Here is an 18,484-nt window from a genome sequence, read left to right as displayed (position 1 = left end):
CCTTATTGAACAGACAGCAGTGGATGTTGGCGCAGGAAATCGGCGGCAACGGATGAAGGACTCTCGTGATCGACATCGACCCGCGCGTTCAGCTGGCGCATGGTGGCGTCGTCGAACAGCTCGGCCAGTGGCTTGAGTTCTTCGGCGAGTTTCGGGTGGGCGTCGAGGTAAACCTGACGCACCACCGGCGCGGCGGTGTAGTCCGGGAAGTAATGCTTGTCGTCTTCGAGCAACTTGAGCTTGAAGGCGTTCAAACGACCGTCTGTGGTGTAGACCAGACCGGCGAACACCTGGCCGTTGCGCAGGGCGGTGTAGACCAGCCCGGCATCCATCTGGCGGATGTTGTTGCGGGTCAGGTTCATGCCGTAGAGGTCGACCATGCCATCGAGACCGTCGGAACGGTTGGCGAACTCGGTGTCCAGGGCGACGAGGTGATGGGTCTTCGCCTCAGCCTGCAGCACCGTGTTCAGCTCGCTCATGGTGTTGATCTGCGGATAAGCCTTCGCGGTGTTTTCCGGCAGGGCCAGGGCGTAGGTATTGCTGAACTTCGACGGCGTGAGCCAGACCAGGCCTTTTTTCGCATCGAGTTCTTTCACCCGGGCGTAGGACTGCGCGCTGTCGAGCTTGTCGGTGACGTGGTTGTAGGCCACCAGCGACACGCCGGTGTATTCCCACATCAAATCCAGCTGACCACTTTCGTGGGCGCTGCGGGCCAGGTTGCTGCCCAGGCCGCCGGTCACTTGGGTGTCGTAACCCTTGGTGCGCAGGTATTGGGAGGTGATTTCCGCCAGCAGGGTTTGTTCGGTGAACACCCGGGCGCCAATACGGATCACGGGTTTTTCAGCGGCTTGGGCAAATCCTGCGAACAGCAGAACGCAGCCTAGTAAAAAGCTTGATTTCTTCATGTTGATTCCTTTGCCGAGGCTTAAGACGGGCGCAGGCCGCGTTCGAGCCAGAGGCGGCTGGCGAGTGTCACCAGACCGTCGAGCAGCAAGGCCAGCAGGGCGGTGCACGCCGCGCCGAGCAGCAGTTGCGGCTGATTGTTCAGGGCGATGCCAGGGAAAATCAGGCTGCCCAGACTGTTGGCGCCAATCAGGAACGCCAGCGGTGCCGTACCGACGTTGATCGCCAGCGCCACGCGCACGCCACCGATGATGATCGGCACGGCGTTTGGCAGTTCTACCCGCCACAGCACCTGAGTCGGTGTCATGCCGATGCCGACGGCCGCTTCCTTGAGCGAACCCTGGACGTTTTTCAAGCCTTCATAGGTGTTGCGCACAATCGGCAACAGCGAGGCGAGGAACAGGGCGAAGATCGCGGGGCCGCTGCCGATGCCGAGGATACCCAGGGCGATCGCCAGTACGGCGAGAGGCGGCACGGTGTTGCCGATGTTGAAGATCTGCATGAAACGTTCGGCGCGGCCAACCATGGTCGGGCGGCTGAGGAAGATGCCGGCGGGGATGCCCACAATGAGGGCGGCCAGCATGGAAACGAGGACGAGAATCAGATGAGCTTGCAGGTAAAACAACAAATCGTCGCGGTACTGTTCGATCGTGTTGATGCCAATCCAGTGGACCAGCAGGGCCAGAAGGGCGACGACAACCGCACCTCCTATCAGCCCTTTGCCATAGCGAATAGCCACAGGCGGACTCCTTTGTTCAGTCGGCGGACGCAGTCCCGTGTGGCATGCCATTCCTGGCTGCCGGGACAAAACGTTCGCGAGAAGCAGCTCTATCAATGCCGGTAAAACGGCATGAAATCGAGCCATAAGCGCAGCCTCGTCAGGCTAACTTGCTGATTTTTCGACCCTGACGAATAGCCGTAACAGGGGAGTGGACGCCTCCACGCTCCGAAAGGTTCCCATCTGAAGCAGCATTTGGCCACCCCTAATGTGCTCAACGGTTCGGTTATTCGATGAAGTTGGGCTATAATCGCGGCCCTTTTTGAATCACCTGCCAGGCGATTTCCCATGACCAAACAGGCCGCCGAAGTCGCGAAACGCCGCACTTTCGCCATTATTTCCCACCCCGATGCCGGTAAGACCACCATCACCGAGAAACTCTTGCTGATGGGCAAGGCGATTGCGATTGCTGGCACGGTGAAGTCCCGTAAATCCGACCGCCATGCCACCTCCGACTGGATGGAAATGGAAAAGCAACGGGGTATTTCCATTACCACGTCGGTCATGCAGTTCCCGTATCGCGATCACATGATCAACCTGCTCGACACCCCGGGCCACGAAGACTTCTCCGAAGATACCTACCGCACCCTGACGGCGGTGGACTCGGCCTTGATGGTCCTCGACGGCGGTAAGGGTGTCGAGCCACGGACCATCGCGCTGATGGACGTCTGCCGCCTGCGTGACACGCCGATCGTCAGCTTCATCAACAAACTCGACCGTGACATCCGCGACCCGATCGAACTGCTCGACGAAATCGAAGCGGTCCTGAAGATCAAGGCTGCGCCGATCACCTGGCCGATCGGTTGCTACCGCGACTTCAAGGGCGTTTATCACCTCGCCGACGACTACATCATTGTCTACACCGCCGGTCACGGCCACGAGCGCACCGATGTGAAAATCATCGAGAAGCTCGACTCCGACGAAGCCCGCGCGCATCTGGGCGATGAGTACGATCGCTTCGTTGATCAGCTGGAACTGGTGCAGGGCGCCTGCCACGAATTCAATCAACAGGAATTCCTCGACGGCCAACTGACGCCGGTATTCTTCGGTACCGCACTGGGCAACTTCGGTGTCGATCACGTGCTCGACGCCGTGGTCAACTGGGCACCGAAACCGCTGGCCCGTGTCGCCAACGAGCGCACCGTGGAACCGGTTGAAGAGAAATTCACCGGCTTTGTGTTCAAGATCCAGGCGAACATGGACCCGAAACACCGCGACCGTATCGCCTTCATGCGAATCTGCTCCGGCAAGTACGAAAAGGGCATGAAAATGCGCCACGTGCGCACTGGCAAGGACGTGCGGATCGGCGACGCGCTGACGTTCTTCTCCTCCGAGCGTGAGCAACTGGAAGAAGCGTTTGCCGGCGACATTATCGGCCTGCACAACCACGGCACCATCCAGATCGGCGACACCTTCACCGAAGGCGAAGTCCTGGGCTTCACCGGCATCCCGCACTTCGCGCCGGAACTGTTTCGCCGCGTGCGCCTGAAGGACCCGCTGAAATCCAAGCAACTGCGTCAGGGCTTGCAGCAACTGGCGGAAGAAGGCGCGACTCAAGTGTTCTTCCCCGAGCGCAGCAACGACATCATCCTCGGCGCTGTCGGTGTGCTGCAGTTCGATGTGGTCGCCAGCCGCTTGAAAGAGGAATACAAGGTCGAGTGCTCCTACGAGCCGATCACCGTCTATTCCGCACGCTGGATCGAATGCAGCGACAAGAAGAAGCTTGAGGAATTCACCAACAAGGCGGTGGAAAACCTCGCCCTCGACGGCGGCGGTCACCTGACCTACCTGGCCCCGACCCGGGTCAATCTGGCACTGATGGAAGAGCGCTGGCCGGACGTGAAATTCCGTGCGACGCGTGAGCATCATTAAACGCTGAGTCGTGACACCCAACAGCCCACTGTGTACACAGTGGGCTTTTTTTTGTTCATTGAACGGGCCCGAGCCGATTACCGGGTAAGGTTTTTCTGTAGGCCTTTTCTCATGTGTCCGTAGCTTGACTCTAATTTTCCGATATCGGCGTTTTTACTCGCGACAACGAATTCGTTGAGGTCTAGGGTTCAGGGGACATTTCGCAAGCAGCGACTTTCCACCTGCAGGAGCACAAGGAACCCATGGCATGACTGGTCGGCTCATTCATCTGTTTCGGCTGGATGGCTACTTCTGTCCAATGGCCTGGATGCTTGCCGCGTTGCTCTTCATCAATCGATTGAGCGCCATGGTCAAACTGTTCATGGCGTTGTACCTGCGTCAGGAACTGGGGCTCGCGATTGAAACCGTTGGCTGGTTGTTATCCGGTTACGGGGCCGGCTTGCTGATAGGGTCAATGGTGGGCGGACTGCTGAGTGATCATTTCCCCACGGCACGGCTCACCGCTGCGTTGTTTTTTGTCTCGGCATGGGTACTGGTCTTGTTGGGGGTGGTCACCGAGGTGCCTTTGCTGGCTGGCTTGCTGCTGTTCAGCGGTGCACTCGATGGTGCGATTCGTACGCTGCATCAGCGGTTGATCATGGAATATTGCCTGGTTGCGCAACGCCCTCGTGCGCAGTCATTGAGTCGCGTTGCCAGAAACCTGGGTATGGCGGTCGCCGGAGTGGTGGGTGGGGGTCTGGCGCAGACTGATTTTCGCTGGGTGTTTTTTGTCAGTGCGGCCATGACGCTGTTGGCATTGCTCTGGTTTGTCCGCACGACGTGGCATCGACCGGTGCTGAAGCCGGATGAGACGCCCGATACGGGCACGGGCACAGGCGTGCCCTATCGTGATCGGCCATTCCTTTGGCTACTGGCGGCAGCGGTCCTGCTCGGAATGGCGTTCGACACGGTCTACAGCATGCTGGGCAACTATCTGCATGATTACTACCGGTTGAGCACTGAAGCCATCGGCTGGCAGTTCGGGCTCAACGCGATGCTGGTGGTGGGGTTGCAGATTCCGCTGTCCCATTGGGGCGAACGGTGGGGTTCACGCCGGCAATGGGTGGCGGGCAGCCTGCTGCTGGCGGTCGGGCTCGGTATGTTGCCACTGGGTTCCGGTCTGTTTTACGCCTGCCTGTCGACGGTGGTCTGGACACTGGGGGAAGCCCTGTTCATGCCGCCTCTGAATGTGCTCGTCATGCAGCATGCGCAAGCCGGAAAAAGCGGTCAGTACTTCGGCCTGTTTTTCATGTGCTGGAGTACGAGCGCGCTGTTCTCGCCGGTGCTTGGGGGTCAGCTCTACGGCCATTTCGGCGGGCATAGCGTCTGGCTTGCCAGCGCAGCGCTGTCGCTGCTGTCCATACCACTGATTTATCAAGCGACTCGTTTGTCGGGGCAGCAAAGGGCTCTTCCCTCAGCGCGCGGCGAGCCCGCTTCACTTAGCTGATCTGGTTATAGGCATTATTCAAAACCAATCTCCCCACCCAAGGCATTTCCCGTTCATCGTTAGCGTCCTATATGGAGAACCACGCTGATCGGGACTAGATTGGACTCAGCGCCGGTCAGGCATCTCCATGCTTCACCAACAAGAGGATGGAATCAGCTATGAGCATTTTTCAACGCATTGTGTTGTTGCTTAAGGTTTTGGTGATGCTGTCCCTCGGCACGTCAGCGGCGGCGTGGGCAGAGTGCCAGAACCACGGTGAGCAGGCCTCGAGCGGGCAAGGCGTGCACAGCGAGATGATGATCGCGGCGTCCGAATCGGAAGGCGATGACTCGACCACTGACGACCCAGACAGCGAGGATAGTGAGGACGACACACAATCGTAAATGGCGGACAAAAGAAAACCCCTCCTGCCGGACTGATGCGCAATCTGGCGGAAGGGGTTTGGTCAACTCGGTAAAAACGCGCCCCGGCAACGCAGGCGCGTTTTTTTATGCCGCGCCGTCGAGGAATTGCTCGGCGTAGTGGCAAGCCACCTGGCGGGTGTCGAGCAGGCGCAGGGCCGGCTCTTCGACGCTGCAGCGCTCGGTCGCGTACGGGCAGCGCTTGTGGAAGGCGCAGCCGGACGGCGGGTTCAGCGGGTTCGGCAACTCACCGACGATCTTGATTTTCGGTTTGTCCGGATCCGGGTGGATGGTCGGCGTGGCCGACAACAGCGCCTGGGTGTATGGGTGCAGAGGACGGGTGTAGATGTCCTCTTTCGGGCCCATTTCCACCGGACGACCGAGGTACATCACCATCACGTGATCGGCAACGTGACGCACCACGGCCAGGTTGTGGGAGATGAATACGTAGGCGGTGTTGAACTCTTGCTGTAAATCCATGAACAGGTTGAGTACCTGCGCCTGGATCGACACGTCCAGCGCCGAGGTCGGTTCGTCCGCCACCAGCACTTTTGGTTGCAGCATCATCGCGCGGGCCAGGGCAATCCGCTGGCGCTGACCGCCGGAGAACATGTGCGGATAGCGCTGGTAGTGCTCGGGACGCAAGCCCACCTGTTTCATCATCGCCTGGACTTTTTCGCGACGTTCCGAGGCGCTGAGGTTGGTGTTGATCAACAGTGGCTCTGCAAGCTGATCACCGATTTTCTGCCGTGGGTTCAGCGACGCGTACGGGCTTTGGAACACCATCTGCACGTCTTTGCGCAGTTGCTTGCGCTGAGCCTTGTCGGCGCCGGTGACTTCCTGCCCGGCGATTTTCAAGGAACCGGAGGAGGGCTCCTCGATCAGGGTCAAGGCACGGGCCAGGGTAGATTTTCCGCAACCCGATTCGCCCACTACGGCGAGGGTCTTTCCGGCTTCCAGTTCGAACGACACACCGTTGAGGGCGCGTACGGTTGCATGGCCCTTGAACAGGCCGCGAGACACTTCGTAGTGACGGGTCAGGTTTCGGGCGGTTAGTACGACGGCCATTACGCCACCTCCTGATTCAGCGGGTAGAAGCAGCGGGCGAGGCTGTTGCTTTTCGGGTCAAGGGCCGGACGCTGCACGCGGCAGTTGTCCTGCACGTACGGGCAGCGCGGCGACAGCAGGCAGCCTTGCGGGCGGTCGTAACGACCGGGAACGATGCCCGGCAGCGTTGACAGGCGCGCGGCACCCAGGCTGTGTTCAGGAATGGCCTTGAGCAGCGCTTCGCTGTACGGGTGCGCCGGCATGTCGAACAGTTGTGGCACCTGACCGACTTCAACGGCCTGGCCGGCGTACATCACGCACACGCGCTGAGCGGTTTCGGCCACGACCGCGAGGTCGTGAGTGATCAGCACCAGGCCCATGTTCTGCTCTTTCTGCAGGGCCAGCAGCAGGTCCATGATTTGCGCCTGAATCGTGACGTCCAGTGCGGTGGTGGGTTCGTCGGCGATCAACAGTTTCGGTTCGCCGGCAATCGCCATGGCAATCGCCACACGCTGGCTCATACCGCCGGAGAGTTGGTGCGGGTAGGCGTCCATACGGCTGGCGGCGCCCGGGATTTCCACTTTTTCGAGCAGTTCGATGGCGCGCTTGCGGGCTTGCTTGCCGGACATTTTCAGGTGCAGGCGCAGCACTTCTTCGATCTGGAAACCGACGGTGTAGCTCGGGTTCAGCGCGGTCATCGGGTCCTGAAACACCATGGCCAGGTCTTTGCCGACGATTTGCCGACGCTGACGGTTGCTCAGCTTGAGCATGTTCTTGCCATCGAAATTCAGGGCGTCGGCGGTGACGATCCCCGGATGCTCGATCAGGCCCATCAGCGCCATCATGGTCACGGACTTGCCGGAACCCGATTCGCCAACGATGGCCAGCACTTCGCCCTTGTCCACGGAAATGTCGAGACCGTCGACCACCGGAACGGCATTCTTGTCGCCGAAGCGAACGTTGAGATTCTTGATTTCTAACAGTGACATTTGAATCTCCTCAGGCGGCGTTCTTGAGTTTCGGGTCCAGCGCATCGCGCAGGCCGTCGCCCATCAAGTTGATTGCCAGCACGCTGAGCAAAATGGTCAAACCAGGCAAGCTCACCACCCACCAGGCGCGTTCGATGTAGTCGCGAGCCGAAGCCAGCATGGTGCCCCACTCAGGGGTTGGCGGTTGTACGCCAAGGCCGAGGAAGCCCAGTGCCGCGGCATCGAGAATCGCCGAGGAGAAACTCAAGGTCGCCTGAACGATCAGTGGCGCCATGCAGTTGGGCAGCACGGTGATGAACATCAGGCGCGGCAGACCGGCACCGGCCAGGCGCGCGGCGGTCACGTAGTCGCGGTTCAGTTCGCCCATCACCGCGGCGCGGGTCAGACGAACATAGGACGGCAACGAAACTACGGCGATGGCGATAATGGTGTTGATCAGGCCAGGGCCGAGGATGGCGACAATCGCCACAGCCAGCAGCAACGACGGCAGGGCCAGCATGATGTCCATCAGACGCATGATGGTCGGGCCGAGCACGCGCGGGAAAAAGCCGGCGAACAGGCCCAACAGGATGCCCGGAATCAGCGACATCACCACCGACGACAAGCCGATCAGCAGGGACAGGCGCGAACCGTGGATCAGCCGCGACAGCAGGTCGCGACCCAGTTCATCGGTGCCCAGCAGGAACTGGATATGTCCATTTTCCAGCCAGGACGGCGGGGTCAGCAGGAAGTCGCGAAATTGCTCGCTCGGGTTATGCGGCGCGACCCAAGGGGCGAATAGCGCGCAGAAAATCACCAGCAGCATGAACATCAGGCCGGCAACGGCACCTTTGTTCTTGGAAAACGCTTGCCAGAATTCTTTGTACGGAGACGGATACAGCAGGCTTTGATCGACTGCTACCGATGTAGTGAGAGTGGTCATGGTCTTGATCTCAGCGCTGATGACGGATGCGTGGGTTGGCAAAGCCGTAGAGGATGTCCACCACGAAGTTGACCAGAATCACCAGGCAGGCGATTAACAGGATGCCGTTCTGCACCACGGGATAGTCCCGTGCGCCAATGGCTTCGATCAGCCATTTGCCGATGCCCGGCCAGGAGAAGATGGTTTCGGTCAGGACCGCACCGGCCAGCAGCGTGCCGACTTGCAGCCCGACCACGGTCAGTACCGGAATCAGCGCGTTACGCAGACCGTGAACGAACACCACGCGCGACGGCGACAGGCCTTTGGCGCGGGCGGTACGGATGTAGTCTTCGCGTAGCACTTCGAGCATCGACGAACGGGTCATCCGCGCGATCACCGCCAGCGGAATGGTGCCGAGTACGATGGCCGGCAGGATCAGGTGATGCAGGGCATCGAAGAACGCCCCGACATCATCGGCCAGCAGCGTATCGATCAGCATGAAGCCAGTGCGCGGCTCGATGTCGTAAAGCAGGTCGATCCGCCCGGACACCGGGGTCCAGCCCAGGCTCACCGAGAAGAACATGATCAGGATCAGGCCCCACCAGAAGATGGGCATCGAGTATCCCGCCAGGGAGACGCCCATCACCCCATGGTCGAACAGGGATCCTCGCTTGAGTGCCGCGATCACCCCGGCCAGAAGGCCCAGGACTCCGGCGAACAACAGGGCGGCCGAGGACAGTTCCAGGGTCGCGGGGAATAGAGAGGTGAACTCGGTCCAGACGCTTTCCCGGGTACGCAGGGATTCGCCAAGGTCGCCGTGGGCCAACTTGCCGATGTAATCCAGGTATTGGGCATACAGGGGTTTGTTCAGACCTAGGCGTTCCATTGCCTGAGCATGCATTTCGGGGTCGACTCTACGTTCGCCCATCATTACTTCCACGGGGTCGCCTGGAATCATGCGAATCAACGCGAAAGTCAGCAAGGTGATGCCGAAGAACGTGGGGATCAATAACCCCAATCGGCGGGCAATAAAACTAAACATCTTGTGTGGTACCTCATCAGCCGGTTAGGCGTGCCCGGCAGCGCTGGGGTCAGCGATGCCGGGCGTTTCTTATCTACTTCACCTGGGTGGTGGCGAAGTTATTCGTGGTGAGGGGGCTAATGTGATAGCCCTCTACGTTGTTGCGCATTGCAGTGAACATTCGGGTGTGCGCCATGCTGATCCACGGCTGGTCCTGATTGAAAATGACCTGGGCCTGTTCGTAGAGCGCCGTGCGTTCGTCCGGGTTCACTTTTGCCCTTGCTTCGTCGATCAGTGCCTGGAACTTTTCATTGCACCAGCGAGCGTAGTTTTCGCCGTTCTTGGCGGCCTCACAACTGAGCATAGGCGTCAGGAAGTTATCCGGGTCGCCGTTATCACCCGCCCAACCGGCGGACACCATATCGTGCTCGCCGTTTTTCGCGCGCTTGAGCATTTCGCCCCATTCCATGACACGAATATCGACCTTGATCCCGACCTTGGCCAGATCTGCCTGCATCATTTGTGCGCCGAGCATCGGATTAGGGTTGGTCGGGCCGCCGCCGTTACGGGTGAACAGGGTGAACGCGGTGCCTTCCGGTACACCGGCTTCCTTGAGCAGGGCGCGAGCCTTGTCGAGGTCGCGAGGCGGATTGGTCAGTTTATGGTTGTAGCCCAGAAGGGTGTCCGGGTAGGGGTTGACCGCCACGGTCGCATTGCCTTTGCCGAACAGCGCGTTGACATAAGCTTCTTTGTCGAACGCGATGTCGATCGCTTTGCGCACCCGCACATCACTCATGTACTTGTGAGTGGTGTTCATGGCGATGTACGAAACGGTCATCGCGTTCAGTTCGTCGACCTTCAGTTTCTCGTCTTTCTTGATGGTCGGGATGTCATCCGGTTTCGGATACAGCGCGATCTGGCACTCGTTGGCCTTGAGCTTTTGCAGGCGCACGTTGTTGTCGGTGGCGATCGCCAGAATCAGCGAATCAGCCGGTGGTTTGCCACGGAAGTAGTCCGGGTTGGCCTTGAAGCGGACCTGAGCGTCCTTGGCGTAACGCTGGAAAACGAACGGGCCGGTGCCGATTGGCTTGCTGTTCAGGTCGCCGGTCTTGTTCGCCTTGAGCAACTGGTCGGCGTACTCGGCGGGGAAGATCGAGGAGAAGGCCATGGCGATGTCGGCCAAAAACGGCGCTTCGCGGCGGGTCAGGGTGAATTTGACCGTGTTGTCGTCGACCTTCTCGACGCTTTTGAGCAGTTCTTTGAAGCCCATGCTTTCAAAGTACGGGAAGCCCACGCTCGACAGTTTGTGCCACGGGTGGTTCGGGTCCAGCTGACGCTGGAAGCTCCAGACCACGTCGTCGGCATTCATGTCGCGGGTCGGCTTGAAGTAGTCGGTGGTGTGAAACTTGACGCCTTTGCGCAGGTGGAACGTGTAGGTCAGACCGTCCTCGCTGATGTCCCACGACTCGGCCAGTGCGGGGATCACTTCAGTGGTGCCGGGCTTGAAGTCCGCCAGACGATTGAAGATGGTTTCGGCCACCGCATCGGCTGTGACTGCAGTCGTGTACTGGACCATATCGAAGCCTTCCGGGCTGGCTTCGGTACAGACCACCAAGGGTTTGGCCGAGACGCCAACGGCGACACTCAGCAACGCGGCAGCGATGGCCGCTCGTAGGGGAAGCATTTTCATCTAGAGCCCTCTGCAATCGGTTGAACAGAAAAGCCAGGCGGCCGACTCGTCATGAGTCAGCCGCAGGCGTGCGTTTTACAAAATGTTGAACGGGATGGTGGTCACGAGACGGAACTCGTTGATGCTGCCATCCGCCTGGTTTTCGCTGGCGCGGTGAGCGGTGTAGGTTGCGCGAACAGTGGTGGCCTTCAGCGGGCCGCTCTGCAGGGCGTAGGTCGCACCGATACCGTATTCGTAATGGGTTTCGCCATCCTGGGCCTGGATACCGTCGTAACCCTTGCCGGCTACGCCTTCATTGCCGGTGTAGTGAGTACCGTCGATGCCCCAGCCGCGAGCCTGGTAGATGTTGAACTTCAGGCCTGGTACGCCGTATTCAGCCATGTTCAGACCGTAGGCAATCTGGAAGGACTTCTCGTTCGGGCCGTTGAAGTCCGACAGCAGGGAGTTGGCCAGGTAGATGCCGTTGGTTTCGTGCAGGTAGTCGAAGTACTCGTTACCGTTCACTTCCTGGTAGGAGAAGGTCAGGCTGTGGGCCTGGTGAGTCAGGCCGAACGACAGGGAGTAGGTGTCGTTGTCGATTTTGCCTATGAGGGCTTTACCTTCTTCCTGGGTTTTGTAGTAGTTCAGGCCGGTGGTCAGGCTCAGGACCTGGCTGTCGCCCAGCACATGAGTGGCGCCGAAGTAGTACTGGTTCCAGATGTCTTCGGCCTGGGTCGCCCAGAGGCTGGTGGTCAGGCTGGCGAATGGGGTGTAGGTGATACCGCCGGTGTAGACGTGATCGGTTTCAACGATGCCGTTGGCGTATTCGGTACGGAATTTACGCTGGCTTTCTTCGGTACGCGGAGAGTTGCGATCGAAGGTGGCCAGGTCGAAAGCCAGGTTGTTCAGCTCTTCGCTGTGGATGGCCACACCTTCGAAGCTCGAAGGCAGCGCACGGTTACCGATGACATCGACCATCGGGCTGCTGAAGTTCATGCGGCCAGCGGTCAGGGTCGTGTTGGAGACACGGGCCTTGACGTTGGCCAGGCCCAGTTTGCTCCACTGGCCGACGGCATCGCCGCCTTCTTCGGTCAGGGTACGGTTGTTGCCCGCGCCAGGACGGGTACCCGGTGCACCGCCGTTGTTGGACGCCAGATCCTTGCGATCACGATCCAGAGCGATGGCGTTGTAGGCTGCCACTTCGGTGCTGAAACCTACGGTGCCTTGAGTGAAGCCGGAGTTGTACTTGAGGATGGTGCCCTGAACCCAGTTGATACGACGATCAGTCGGGGTCGATACACCGTCTTTCTTGTAGCTGAACTTGGCGCCGCGCTGCAGCTGCTCGTTGGCGTACCAGTTACGCGTGCTGCCAGTGATCGACTGCCCTTCGACGAAGCCAGTGGCTTCACTCTGAGCACTTTTCTCATTCACGGTAACCGGGGTAAAAGCCTGGCTCTGGGTTTCTGCGTACGCCGTGGCGGTTACGCTGCTGATGGCCAAGGCCAGTAACGCGGTGCTGCTCAGTTTCATGGGTGAAGCTCCTTTCTTTCTTTTTTAATGCCGGTTTTTTTGGTGATCCGGCTATTGGTTTAGAACTCGTTAAAGGCATCGCAAACGTTTGCTGTAGGCCGAATTGACGAATTACGGCAATACGCTTGCGTGAGGGCGAAATTCGCCCCCTGCGTTTCTGGCTAATGGGTTATTGGTTCAGGCTGACACCCGAGAACACGTTGCGACCGAAGGGGCTGACCTTGAACCCTTCGACTTTGGCGCTCAACGGCTGGTTGACCGTCGAATGGGCGACCGGCGTGATGGGTACCTGCTGCTTGAGGTACTGCTGCGCCTGTTTGTAGAGCTCGGTGCGCTGGCCGCGATCGGTCACGACCTTGGCCTGTTTGATCAACTTGTCGTAGGCCGGATCACACCACATGGAATAGTTGTTGCCGCCAATGGCATCGCAGCTGTACAGCGTGCCGAGCCAGTTGTCCGGATCGCCGTTGTCACCGGTCCAGCCGATCAGGCTGATGTCGTGCTCGCCGTTCTTGGTGCGCTTGATGTACTCGCCCCATTCGTAGCTGACGATCTTGACCTTGAGGCCGATCTTCGCCCAGTCGGCCTGGAGCATTTCGGCCATCAACTTGGCGTTGGGGTTATACGGACGCTGGACCGGCATGGCCCAGAGGGTGATTTCGGTGCCTTCCTTCACGCCGGCAGCCTTGAGCAGTTCCTTGGCTTTTTCCGGGTTGTAGGCGGCGTCTTTAATGGTGTCGTCGTAGGACCATTGGGTCGGCGGCATGGCGTTGACCGCCAGTTGACCTGCGCCTTGGTACACAGCGTTGAGAATGCTCTGCTTGTTCACCGCCATGTCCAGCGCCTGACGCACTTCGAGTTGGTCGAACGGTTTGTGCCGCACGTTATAGGCGATGTAACCGAGGTTGAAACCGGGCTTCTCGATGAGCTTGAGTGTCGGGTCGTTTTTCAGCGCGGTCACGTCGGCGGGGCGCGGGTGCAGGGTGATCTGGCATTCGTTGGCTTTGAGCTTTTGCACGCGCACCGAGGCGTCGGTGTTGATGGCGAAAATCAGGTTGTCGAGCTTGACCCGGCTCGGGTCCCAGTACTGTTTATTGCCGCTGTAACGGATGTTGGAATCTTTCTGGTAGCTCTTGAACACGAACGGCCCAGTGCCGACCGGCTTCTGGTTGATGTCGCTCGGTTTGCCTTCGGCCAGCAGTTTGTCGGCGTACTCGGCGGACAGAATGGCGGCGAAGCTCATGGCGATGTTCTGGATGAACGCGGCGTCGACACTGTTGAGCGTCATCACCACGGTCAGCGGCCCGGTCTTCTCGACCTTGGCGATGTTCTTGTTCAGGCTCATCCCGTTGAAATACGGAAATTCGGTGGGATAAGCCTTACGGAAGGGTTGCTGCGGATCAAGCATGCGATTGAAGGTGAACAGCACGTCATCGGCGTTGAAATCGCGGGTCGGCGTGAAGTATTTGGTCGTGTGAAACTTCACCCCTTCGCGCAGGTGAAACGTGTAGGTGAGGCCGTCCTCGGAAATATCCCAGCGGGTTGCCAGGCCTGGTACGACGTTGGTGGCGCCTTTTTCAAACTCTGCCAGTCGGTTGTACAGCGGTTCGGCGGCGTCGTTATCGGTCGCAGTGGTGTACTGCGCCGTGTCGAAACCGGCGGGGCTGCCTTCTGAGCAGAACACCAGGCTGTTGTTGGCGGCCTGGCTGATGGAAGTGGCGGCCAACAGACCGGTGCCCAGCAATGCGGATAAAACCAAGGTATGGCGCATAACGCTCCCTCTTTTTTTAGTGTTGTGCAATGCGCCGCGATCCCTTCAGGGGGACGTGATGGCTGCATTGAGCCCAAACCCGTGCCTCTGGCAAACCGAGAGCTCACGCAGAAGCTGGTCAGAACCCGACGGTAGGGGCCGTGGGTCTGGCAGTAAATGCGCTGAGTCCTAAAGACTCGTAGGAAAAGGCAACGCGTCCTAACCCCTGGCTGTGAGAGACAGCGGATTTGGATGTAGGCTAATTCCCATCGTCTCGGCAGAAAAAACGGCGACGTCAAAGACGTCGCCGTTGCCAGAGCTTATTTGCTGACGCTGACGCCGTAGAAGGAGTTCAAGCCAAACGGGCTGATCTTGAAGTCCTGCACGTTGTCGCGCATGGGTTGGAACACCGTCGAGTGAGCGATAGGTGTCATTGGAACGGCGTCTTTGAGGACGTGTTGCGCCTGTTTGTACAGTTCGGTGCGCTTGGCCTGGTCGGTAGTGCGCTTGGCTTCCTTGACGATGCCATCGAACTTCTTGTCGCACCACTTGGAGAAGTTGTTGCCCTGCAGCGAGTCGCAGCCGAACAGTACGTTCAGCCAGTTGTCCGGGTCACCGTTGTCGCCGCTCCAGCCAATCAGCATCGCGCCGTTTTCGCCGCCTTTGGAGCGCTTGATGTACTCGCCCCACTCATAGGTCACGATCTTGGCTTTGATACCGATCTTGGCCCAGTCGGATTGCAGCATTTCGGCCATCAGTTTGGCGTTCGGGTTATACGGACGCTGCACCGGCATCGCCCACAGGTTGATCTCGGTGCCTTCCTTGATGCCGGCTTCCTTGAGCAGCGCTTTGGCTTTCTCAGGGTTGTATGGCGCATCCTTGATCGTGGTGTCGTAAGACCACTGGGTCGGTGGCATGGCGTTGACGGCCAGTTGGCCTGCGCCCTGGTAAACCGAATCGATGATCTGTTGCTTGTTGACGGCCATGTCCAGTGCCTGACGCACTTTCAGTTGGGCCATCGGGTTCGGCTTGTCGTCACCCTTGATCTTGTCCATCACGTTGTAGGCGATGTAACCCAGGTTGAAACCAGCCTGGTCAGGCACCTTCAGGGTTTTGTCTTCCTTGAGCGCCTTCAGGTCGGCCGGGCGTGGGAACAGAGTGATCTGGCACTCGTTCTTCTTCAGCTTCTGGATACGCACCGACGGGTCGGTGGTGATGGCGAAGATCAGGTTGTCGATCTTGACGTCGTCAGGCTTCCAGTAGTCCTTGTTCCCGGTGTAGCGGATGTTGGAGTCTTTCTGGTAGCTCTTGAACACGAACGGCCCGGTGCCGACCGGCTTCTGGTTGATGTCGGCGGCTTTGCCTTCCTTGAGCAACTGGGCAGCGTATTCGGCGGACTGGATCGAGGCGAAGCTCATGGCCATGTTCTGGATGAACGCGGCATCAACTTCTTTGAGGGTGAACTTGACGGTTTTGTCGTCGACTTTATCGATCTTGGTGATGTTGGTGTCCATCCCCATGTCGGTGAAGTACGGGAATTCAGTCGGGTACGCTTTGCGGAACGGATCATCCTTGTTAATCATGCGATTAAAGGTGAACAGCACGTCGTCGGCGTTGAACTCACGAGTCGGCTTGAAGTACGGGGTGGTGTGGAACTTGACGCCTTCACGCAGGTGGAAGGTGTACGTCAGGCCGTCATCGGAAATGTCCCACTTGGTCGCCAGGCCAGGAATAACGGCGGTGCCGCCGCGCTCGAACTGAGTCAGGCGGTTGAACATGGTTTCTGCTGAGGCGTCGAAGTCGGTTCCGGTGGTGTACTGACCAGGATCAAAACCGGCCGGGCTCCCTTCGGAGCAAAACACCAGGTTAGTCGCAGCGACGGCGAAAGGTGCGCTGGCTAATAAGCTTGCGCCGACTAAAAACGGAATGACCGCGTGTTTAAGCATGGTGGCCTCATGATTTGTTGTCATTTTTGGAATTAGAGGACGACCTCGTGAGTCGACCTGCGGATACTTATGCAGGGGCCATACCCAATGCAAGATCCTGAATGGCTCCAAGCCTTAAACAGTGGCACGAACGTACCTTAATGTCGCATATGTATAAATACTGATGTATTTGACCGTTTGCGCAGGTTTTTTACGGTGCGAATGGTGCACCAACACGGGGCGGCCAGGGCATCTGGCGCACCCGGTTGGCGCCTGGTGTTACTTATTTATACCCACTCCATAGAAGGGTGTGAGGCCGAACGGGCTGATCTTGAAGTCGGTCACTTCTTTGCGCAGTGGCTGGAACACCGTCGAGTTCGCAATCGGGGTGATCGGCACCTGTTGCTTAAGGATTTGCTGTGCCTGTTGGTACAGTTTGACCCGCTGCTGTTTGTCCGTGGACACCTTGGCTTGCTGCACCAGCTTGTCGTAAGCCGGGTCGCACCACTTGGCGTAGTTGCTGCCTTTCACCGCGGCGCAGCTGTAGAGCACGCCGAGCCAGTTGTCCGGGTCACCGTTGTCGCCGGTCCAGCCGTAGATCATCACGTCGTGTTCACCATTCTTGGCGCGCTTGATGTACTCGCCCCATTCATAGCTGACGATGTTGGCCTTGATCCCGACTTTCTCCCAATCCTGCTGGATCATCTGTGCCGACATCCGCGCGTTGGGGTTGGAGGCGCGTTGCACGGTCATGGCCCACAAATTAATAGTGGTACCGGGTGCAACCCCAGCTTCTTTCAGTAGCGCGCGGGCTTTGGTCGGGTCGTGCGGCGCATCTTTGATGGTCGGGTCATAGGACCATTGGGCCGGTGGCAAGGCGTTCTGCGCCAGTTGCCCGGCACTCTGGTAGACCGCCTTGATAATCGCCGGTTTGTCGATGGCCATGTCCAGCGCCTGACGCACCTTGAGCTGGTCCAGCGGCGGGTGGGTCACGTTGTAGGCGAGAAAGCCGAGGTTGAAACCGGCTTGCTTGAGCACGATCAGGTTCGGGTCTTTCTCCATGACTTCGATGTCCGCCGGGCGCGGGTAGCCGCTGACCTGGCACTCGCCGGCCTTGAGTTTCTGCAAGCGCACCGCGGCGTCGGGTGTGATCGAGAAAATCAGGTTGTCGAGTTTCACGTCCTCGGGTTTCCAGTAGGCCTTGTTGGCGGCGTAGCGGATCTGCGAGTCCTTTTGATAGCGCTTGAACACGAATGGGCCGGTGCCGATCGGTTTCTGGTTGAGATCGGCGGCTTTGCCTTCTTTCAACAATTGCGCGGCGTATTCGGCCGATTGCACCGAGGCGAAGCTCATGGCGAGGTTTTGCACGAACGCGGCGTCGACGTTGTTCAGGCTGAAGCGCACGGTCTGGTCGTCGAGTTTGTCGATGCTTTTGATCGTGGTGTTCAAGCCCATGTCGGTGAAATACGGCGACTCGGCGGGGTAGGCCTTGCGGAATGCATTGTCCGGGTCGAGCAGGCGCTGGAAGGTGAACAAGACGTCGTCGGCGTTGAAGTCGCGGGTCGGGGTGAAGTAGTCGGTGGTGTGGAATTTCACACCGTCGCGCAGGTGGAAGGTGTAGGTGAGGCCATCTGCGGAGACGTCCCACTTTGTTGCCAGACCGGGTTCGATTTCGGTGCCGCCGCGTTTGAATTGGGTGAGGCGGTTGAAGACGGTTTCGGCCGAGGCGTCGAAGTCGGTGCCGCTGGTGTATTGACTGGGGTCGAAGCCGGCGGGGCTGGCTTCGGAGCAGTAGACCAGGGTGGTGGCGGCTTGGGCCAGTGGTGCGGTTGTGGCGAGGGCGAGAGCGAGCAGAAGTGGTTTGACGGTGGTTCTTTCCATGGAGTCCCCGAGGGCTTGGCGGCGGTATTTTCCTGAGAGTAGCGTTGTTGGCGGGATTGGCGGAAATATCCGTTTGTAAGGGAGACCCCTCTATCTCGGCATATTCAAGCGGGTTGTTGGCCTGGCGACCTTCTAGCCGACCAATCTATCGCGGATGTACACAACCCCGCGTAGGAGCTGTCGAGTGAAACGAGGCTGCAATCATTTGACGTTGATTTTCAAGATCAAAAGATCGCAGCCTCGTTTCACTCGACAGCTCCTACAGTCATCCGTGTCAGATGAGCATTCGGCGTCAGACGTGAGATTGATCGTTCGAAGGCGGCGAGGCAGC

General features: G+C 58.9%; 14 protein-coding genes. 3 read left to right on the top strand and 11 right to left on the bottom strand.

All coding sequences use genetic code 11. The features are described 5' to 3' along the window. Positions 1–2 precede the first annotated feature (2 nt). Both KGB14_RS16565 and KGB14_RS16560 read right to left on the bottom strand, forming a co-directional pair. Positions 3–905: a glycine betaine ABC transporter substrate-binding protein gene (locus tag KGB14_RS16565; protein WP_223487851.1), complete on the bottom strand. Its 903-nt coding sequence runs from the start codon at positions 903–905 to the stop codon at positions 3–5. 20 nt (positions 906–925) lie between these two features. Further along, on the bottom strand, positions 926–1,642 hold the full coding sequence (locus KGB14_RS16560) for an ABC transporter permease (RefSeq protein ID WP_223487850.1): 717 nt from the start codon (positions 1,640–1,642) through the stop codon (positions 926–928). Positions 1,643–1,969: 327 nt separating this feature from the next. On the opposite strand from KGB14_RS16560, the gene KGB14_RS16555 reads away from it, so the two are divergent. From KGB14_RS16555 to KGB14_RS16545, 3 genes are all read left to right on the top strand, one after another. Next, a complete protein-coding gene (locus KGB14_RS16555) occupies positions 1,970–3,553 on the top strand; it encodes a peptide chain release factor 3 (protein WP_223487849.1) in 1,584 nt (527 codons plus the stop codon). 247 nt (positions 3,554–3,800) lie between these two features. Continuing rightward, on the top strand, positions 3,801–5,039 hold the full coding sequence (locus KGB14_RS16550; protein ID WP_223487848.1) for an MFS transporter: 1,239 nt from the start codon (positions 3,801–3,803) through the stop codon (positions 5,037–5,039). 158 nt (positions 5,040–5,197) lie between these two features. After that, positions 5,198–5,422 (top strand): hypothetical protein, encoded by a 225-nt coding sequence (locus tag KGB14_RS16545; RefSeq protein ID WP_223487847.1) that lies wholly within the window; start codon positions 5,198–5,200, stop codon positions 5,420–5,422. 105 nt (positions 5,423–5,527) lie between these two features. On the opposite strand, the gene KGB14_RS16540 is transcribed toward KGB14_RS16545, so the two are convergent. From KGB14_RS16540 to KGB14_RS16500, 9 genes are all read right to left on the bottom strand, one after another. After that, complete coding sequence (locus KGB14_RS16540; RefSeq protein ID WP_223487846.1) at positions 5,528–6,508, bottom strand: peptide ABC transporter ATP-binding protein; 981 nt, start codon at positions 6,506–6,508, stop codon at positions 5,528–5,530. Further along, entirely contained in the window at positions 6,508–7,476 is a 969-nt protein-coding gene (locus tag KGB14_RS16535) for an ABC transporter ATP-binding protein (RefSeq protein WP_223487845.1), read from the bottom strand. Before KGB14_RS16535 ends, KGB14_RS16540 begins: the two co-directional genes overlap by 1 nt. Before the next feature lie 10 nt (positions 7,477–7,486). Then, positions 7,487–8,398: an ABC transporter permease subunit gene (locus tag KGB14_RS16530; protein ID WP_223487844.1), complete on the bottom strand. Its 912-nt coding sequence runs from the start codon at positions 8,396–8,398 to the stop codon at positions 7,487–7,489. Between the two features lie 10 nt (positions 8,399–8,408). After that, positions 8,409–9,419: an ABC transporter permease subunit gene (locus tag KGB14_RS16525; protein WP_223487843.1), complete on the bottom strand. Its 1,011-nt coding sequence runs from the start codon at positions 9,417–9,419 to the stop codon at positions 8,409–8,411. 73 nt (positions 9,420–9,492) lie between these two features. After that, positions 9,493–11,088 (bottom strand): ABC transporter substrate-binding protein, encoded by a 1,596-nt coding sequence (locus tag KGB14_RS16520; protein ID WP_223487842.1) that lies wholly within the window; start codon positions 11,086–11,088, stop codon positions 9,493–9,495. Positions 11,089–11,163: 75 nt separating this feature from the next. Continuing rightward, on the bottom strand, positions 11,164–12,597 hold the full coding sequence (locus KGB14_RS16515) for an OprD family porin (RefSeq protein ID WP_223487841.1): 1,434 nt from the start codon (positions 12,595–12,597) through the stop codon (positions 11,164–11,166). A gap of 169 nt (positions 12,598–12,766) precedes the next feature. After that, positions 12,767–14,368 carry an ABC transporter substrate-binding protein gene (locus KGB14_RS16510; protein WP_223487840.1) on the bottom strand — a complete coding sequence of 534 codons (1,602 nt, stop codon included), beginning with the start codon at positions 14,366–14,368 and terminating at the stop codon, positions 12,767–12,769. A gap of 299 nt (positions 14,369–14,667) precedes the next feature. After that, positions 14,668–16,293, bottom strand: a complete 1,626-nt coding sequence (locus tag KGB14_RS16505) for an ABC transporter substrate-binding protein (RefSeq protein ID WP_223487839.1) — start codon at positions 16,291–16,293, stop codon at positions 14,668–14,670. A gap of 258 nt (positions 16,294–16,551) precedes the next feature. Beyond that, on the bottom strand, positions 16,552–18,153 hold the full coding sequence (locus KGB14_RS16500) for an ABC transporter substrate-binding protein (protein ID WP_223487838.1): 1,602 nt from the start codon (positions 18,151–18,153) through the stop codon (positions 16,552–16,554). Positions 18,154–18,484: the final 331 nt, after the last annotated feature.

Origin of the sequence: Pseudomonas sp. A-RE-19 (assembly GCF_019956555.1) — a bacterium.
In the GTDB taxonomy this organism is placed as follows: domain Bacteria; phylum Pseudomonadota; class Gammaproteobacteria; order Pseudomonadales; family Pseudomonadaceae; genus Aquipseudomonas.
This window is presented reverse-complemented; position numbering and strand designations above follow the sequence as displayed.

Bases quoted from the DNA above. Each gene is read 5' to 3' on its own strand.
- KGB14_RS16555 (WP_223487849.1), top strand. From the start codon at position 1,970: ATGACCAAACAGGCCGCCGAAGTCGCGAAACGCCGCACTTTCGCCATT.
- KGB14_RS16550 (WP_223487848.1), top strand. From the start codon at position 3,801: ATGACTGGTCGGCTCATTCATCTGTTTCGGCTGGATGGCTACTTCTGT.
- KGB14_RS16515 (WP_223487841.1), bottom strand. From the start codon at position 12,597: ATGAAACTGAGCAGCACCGCGTTACTGGCCTTGGCCATCAGCAGCGTA.
- KGB14_RS16545 (WP_223487847.1), top strand. From the start codon at position 5,198: ATGAGCATTTTTCAACGCATTGTGTTGTTGCTTAAGGTTTTGGTGATG.
- KGB14_RS16520 (WP_223487842.1), bottom strand. From the start codon at position 11,088: ATGAAAATGCTTCCCCTACGAGCGGCCATCGCTGCCGCGTTGCTGAGT.
- KGB14_RS16505 (WP_223487839.1), bottom strand. From the start codon at position 16,293: ATGCTTAAACACGCGGTCATTCCGTTTTTAGTCGGCGCAAGCTTATTA.
- KGB14_RS16500 (WP_223487838.1), bottom strand. From the start codon at position 18,153: ATGGAAAGAACCACCGTCAAACCACTTCTGCTCGCTCTCGCCCTCGCC.
- KGB14_RS16510 (WP_223487840.1), bottom strand. From the start codon at position 14,368: ATGCGCCATACCTTGGTTTTATCCGCATTGCTGGGCACCGGTCTGTTG.
- KGB14_RS16525 (WP_223487843.1), bottom strand. From the start codon at position 9,419: ATGTTTAGTTTTATTGCCCGCCGATTGGGGTTATTGATCCCCACGTTC.
- KGB14_RS16530 (WP_223487844.1), bottom strand. From the start codon at position 8,398: ATGACCACTCTCACTACATCGGTAGCAGTCGATCAAAGCCTGCTGTAT.
- KGB14_RS16540 (WP_223487846.1), bottom strand. From the start codon at position 6,508: ATGGCCGTCGTACTAACCGCCCGAAACCTGACCCGTCACTACGAAGTG.
- KGB14_RS16565 (WP_223487851.1), bottom strand. From the start codon at position 905: ATGAAGAAATCAAGCTTTTTACTAGGCTGCGTTCTGCTGTTCGCAGGA.
- KGB14_RS16535 (WP_223487845.1), bottom strand. From the start codon at position 7,476: ATGTCACTGTTAGAAATCAAGAATCTCAACGTTCGCTTCGGCGACAAG.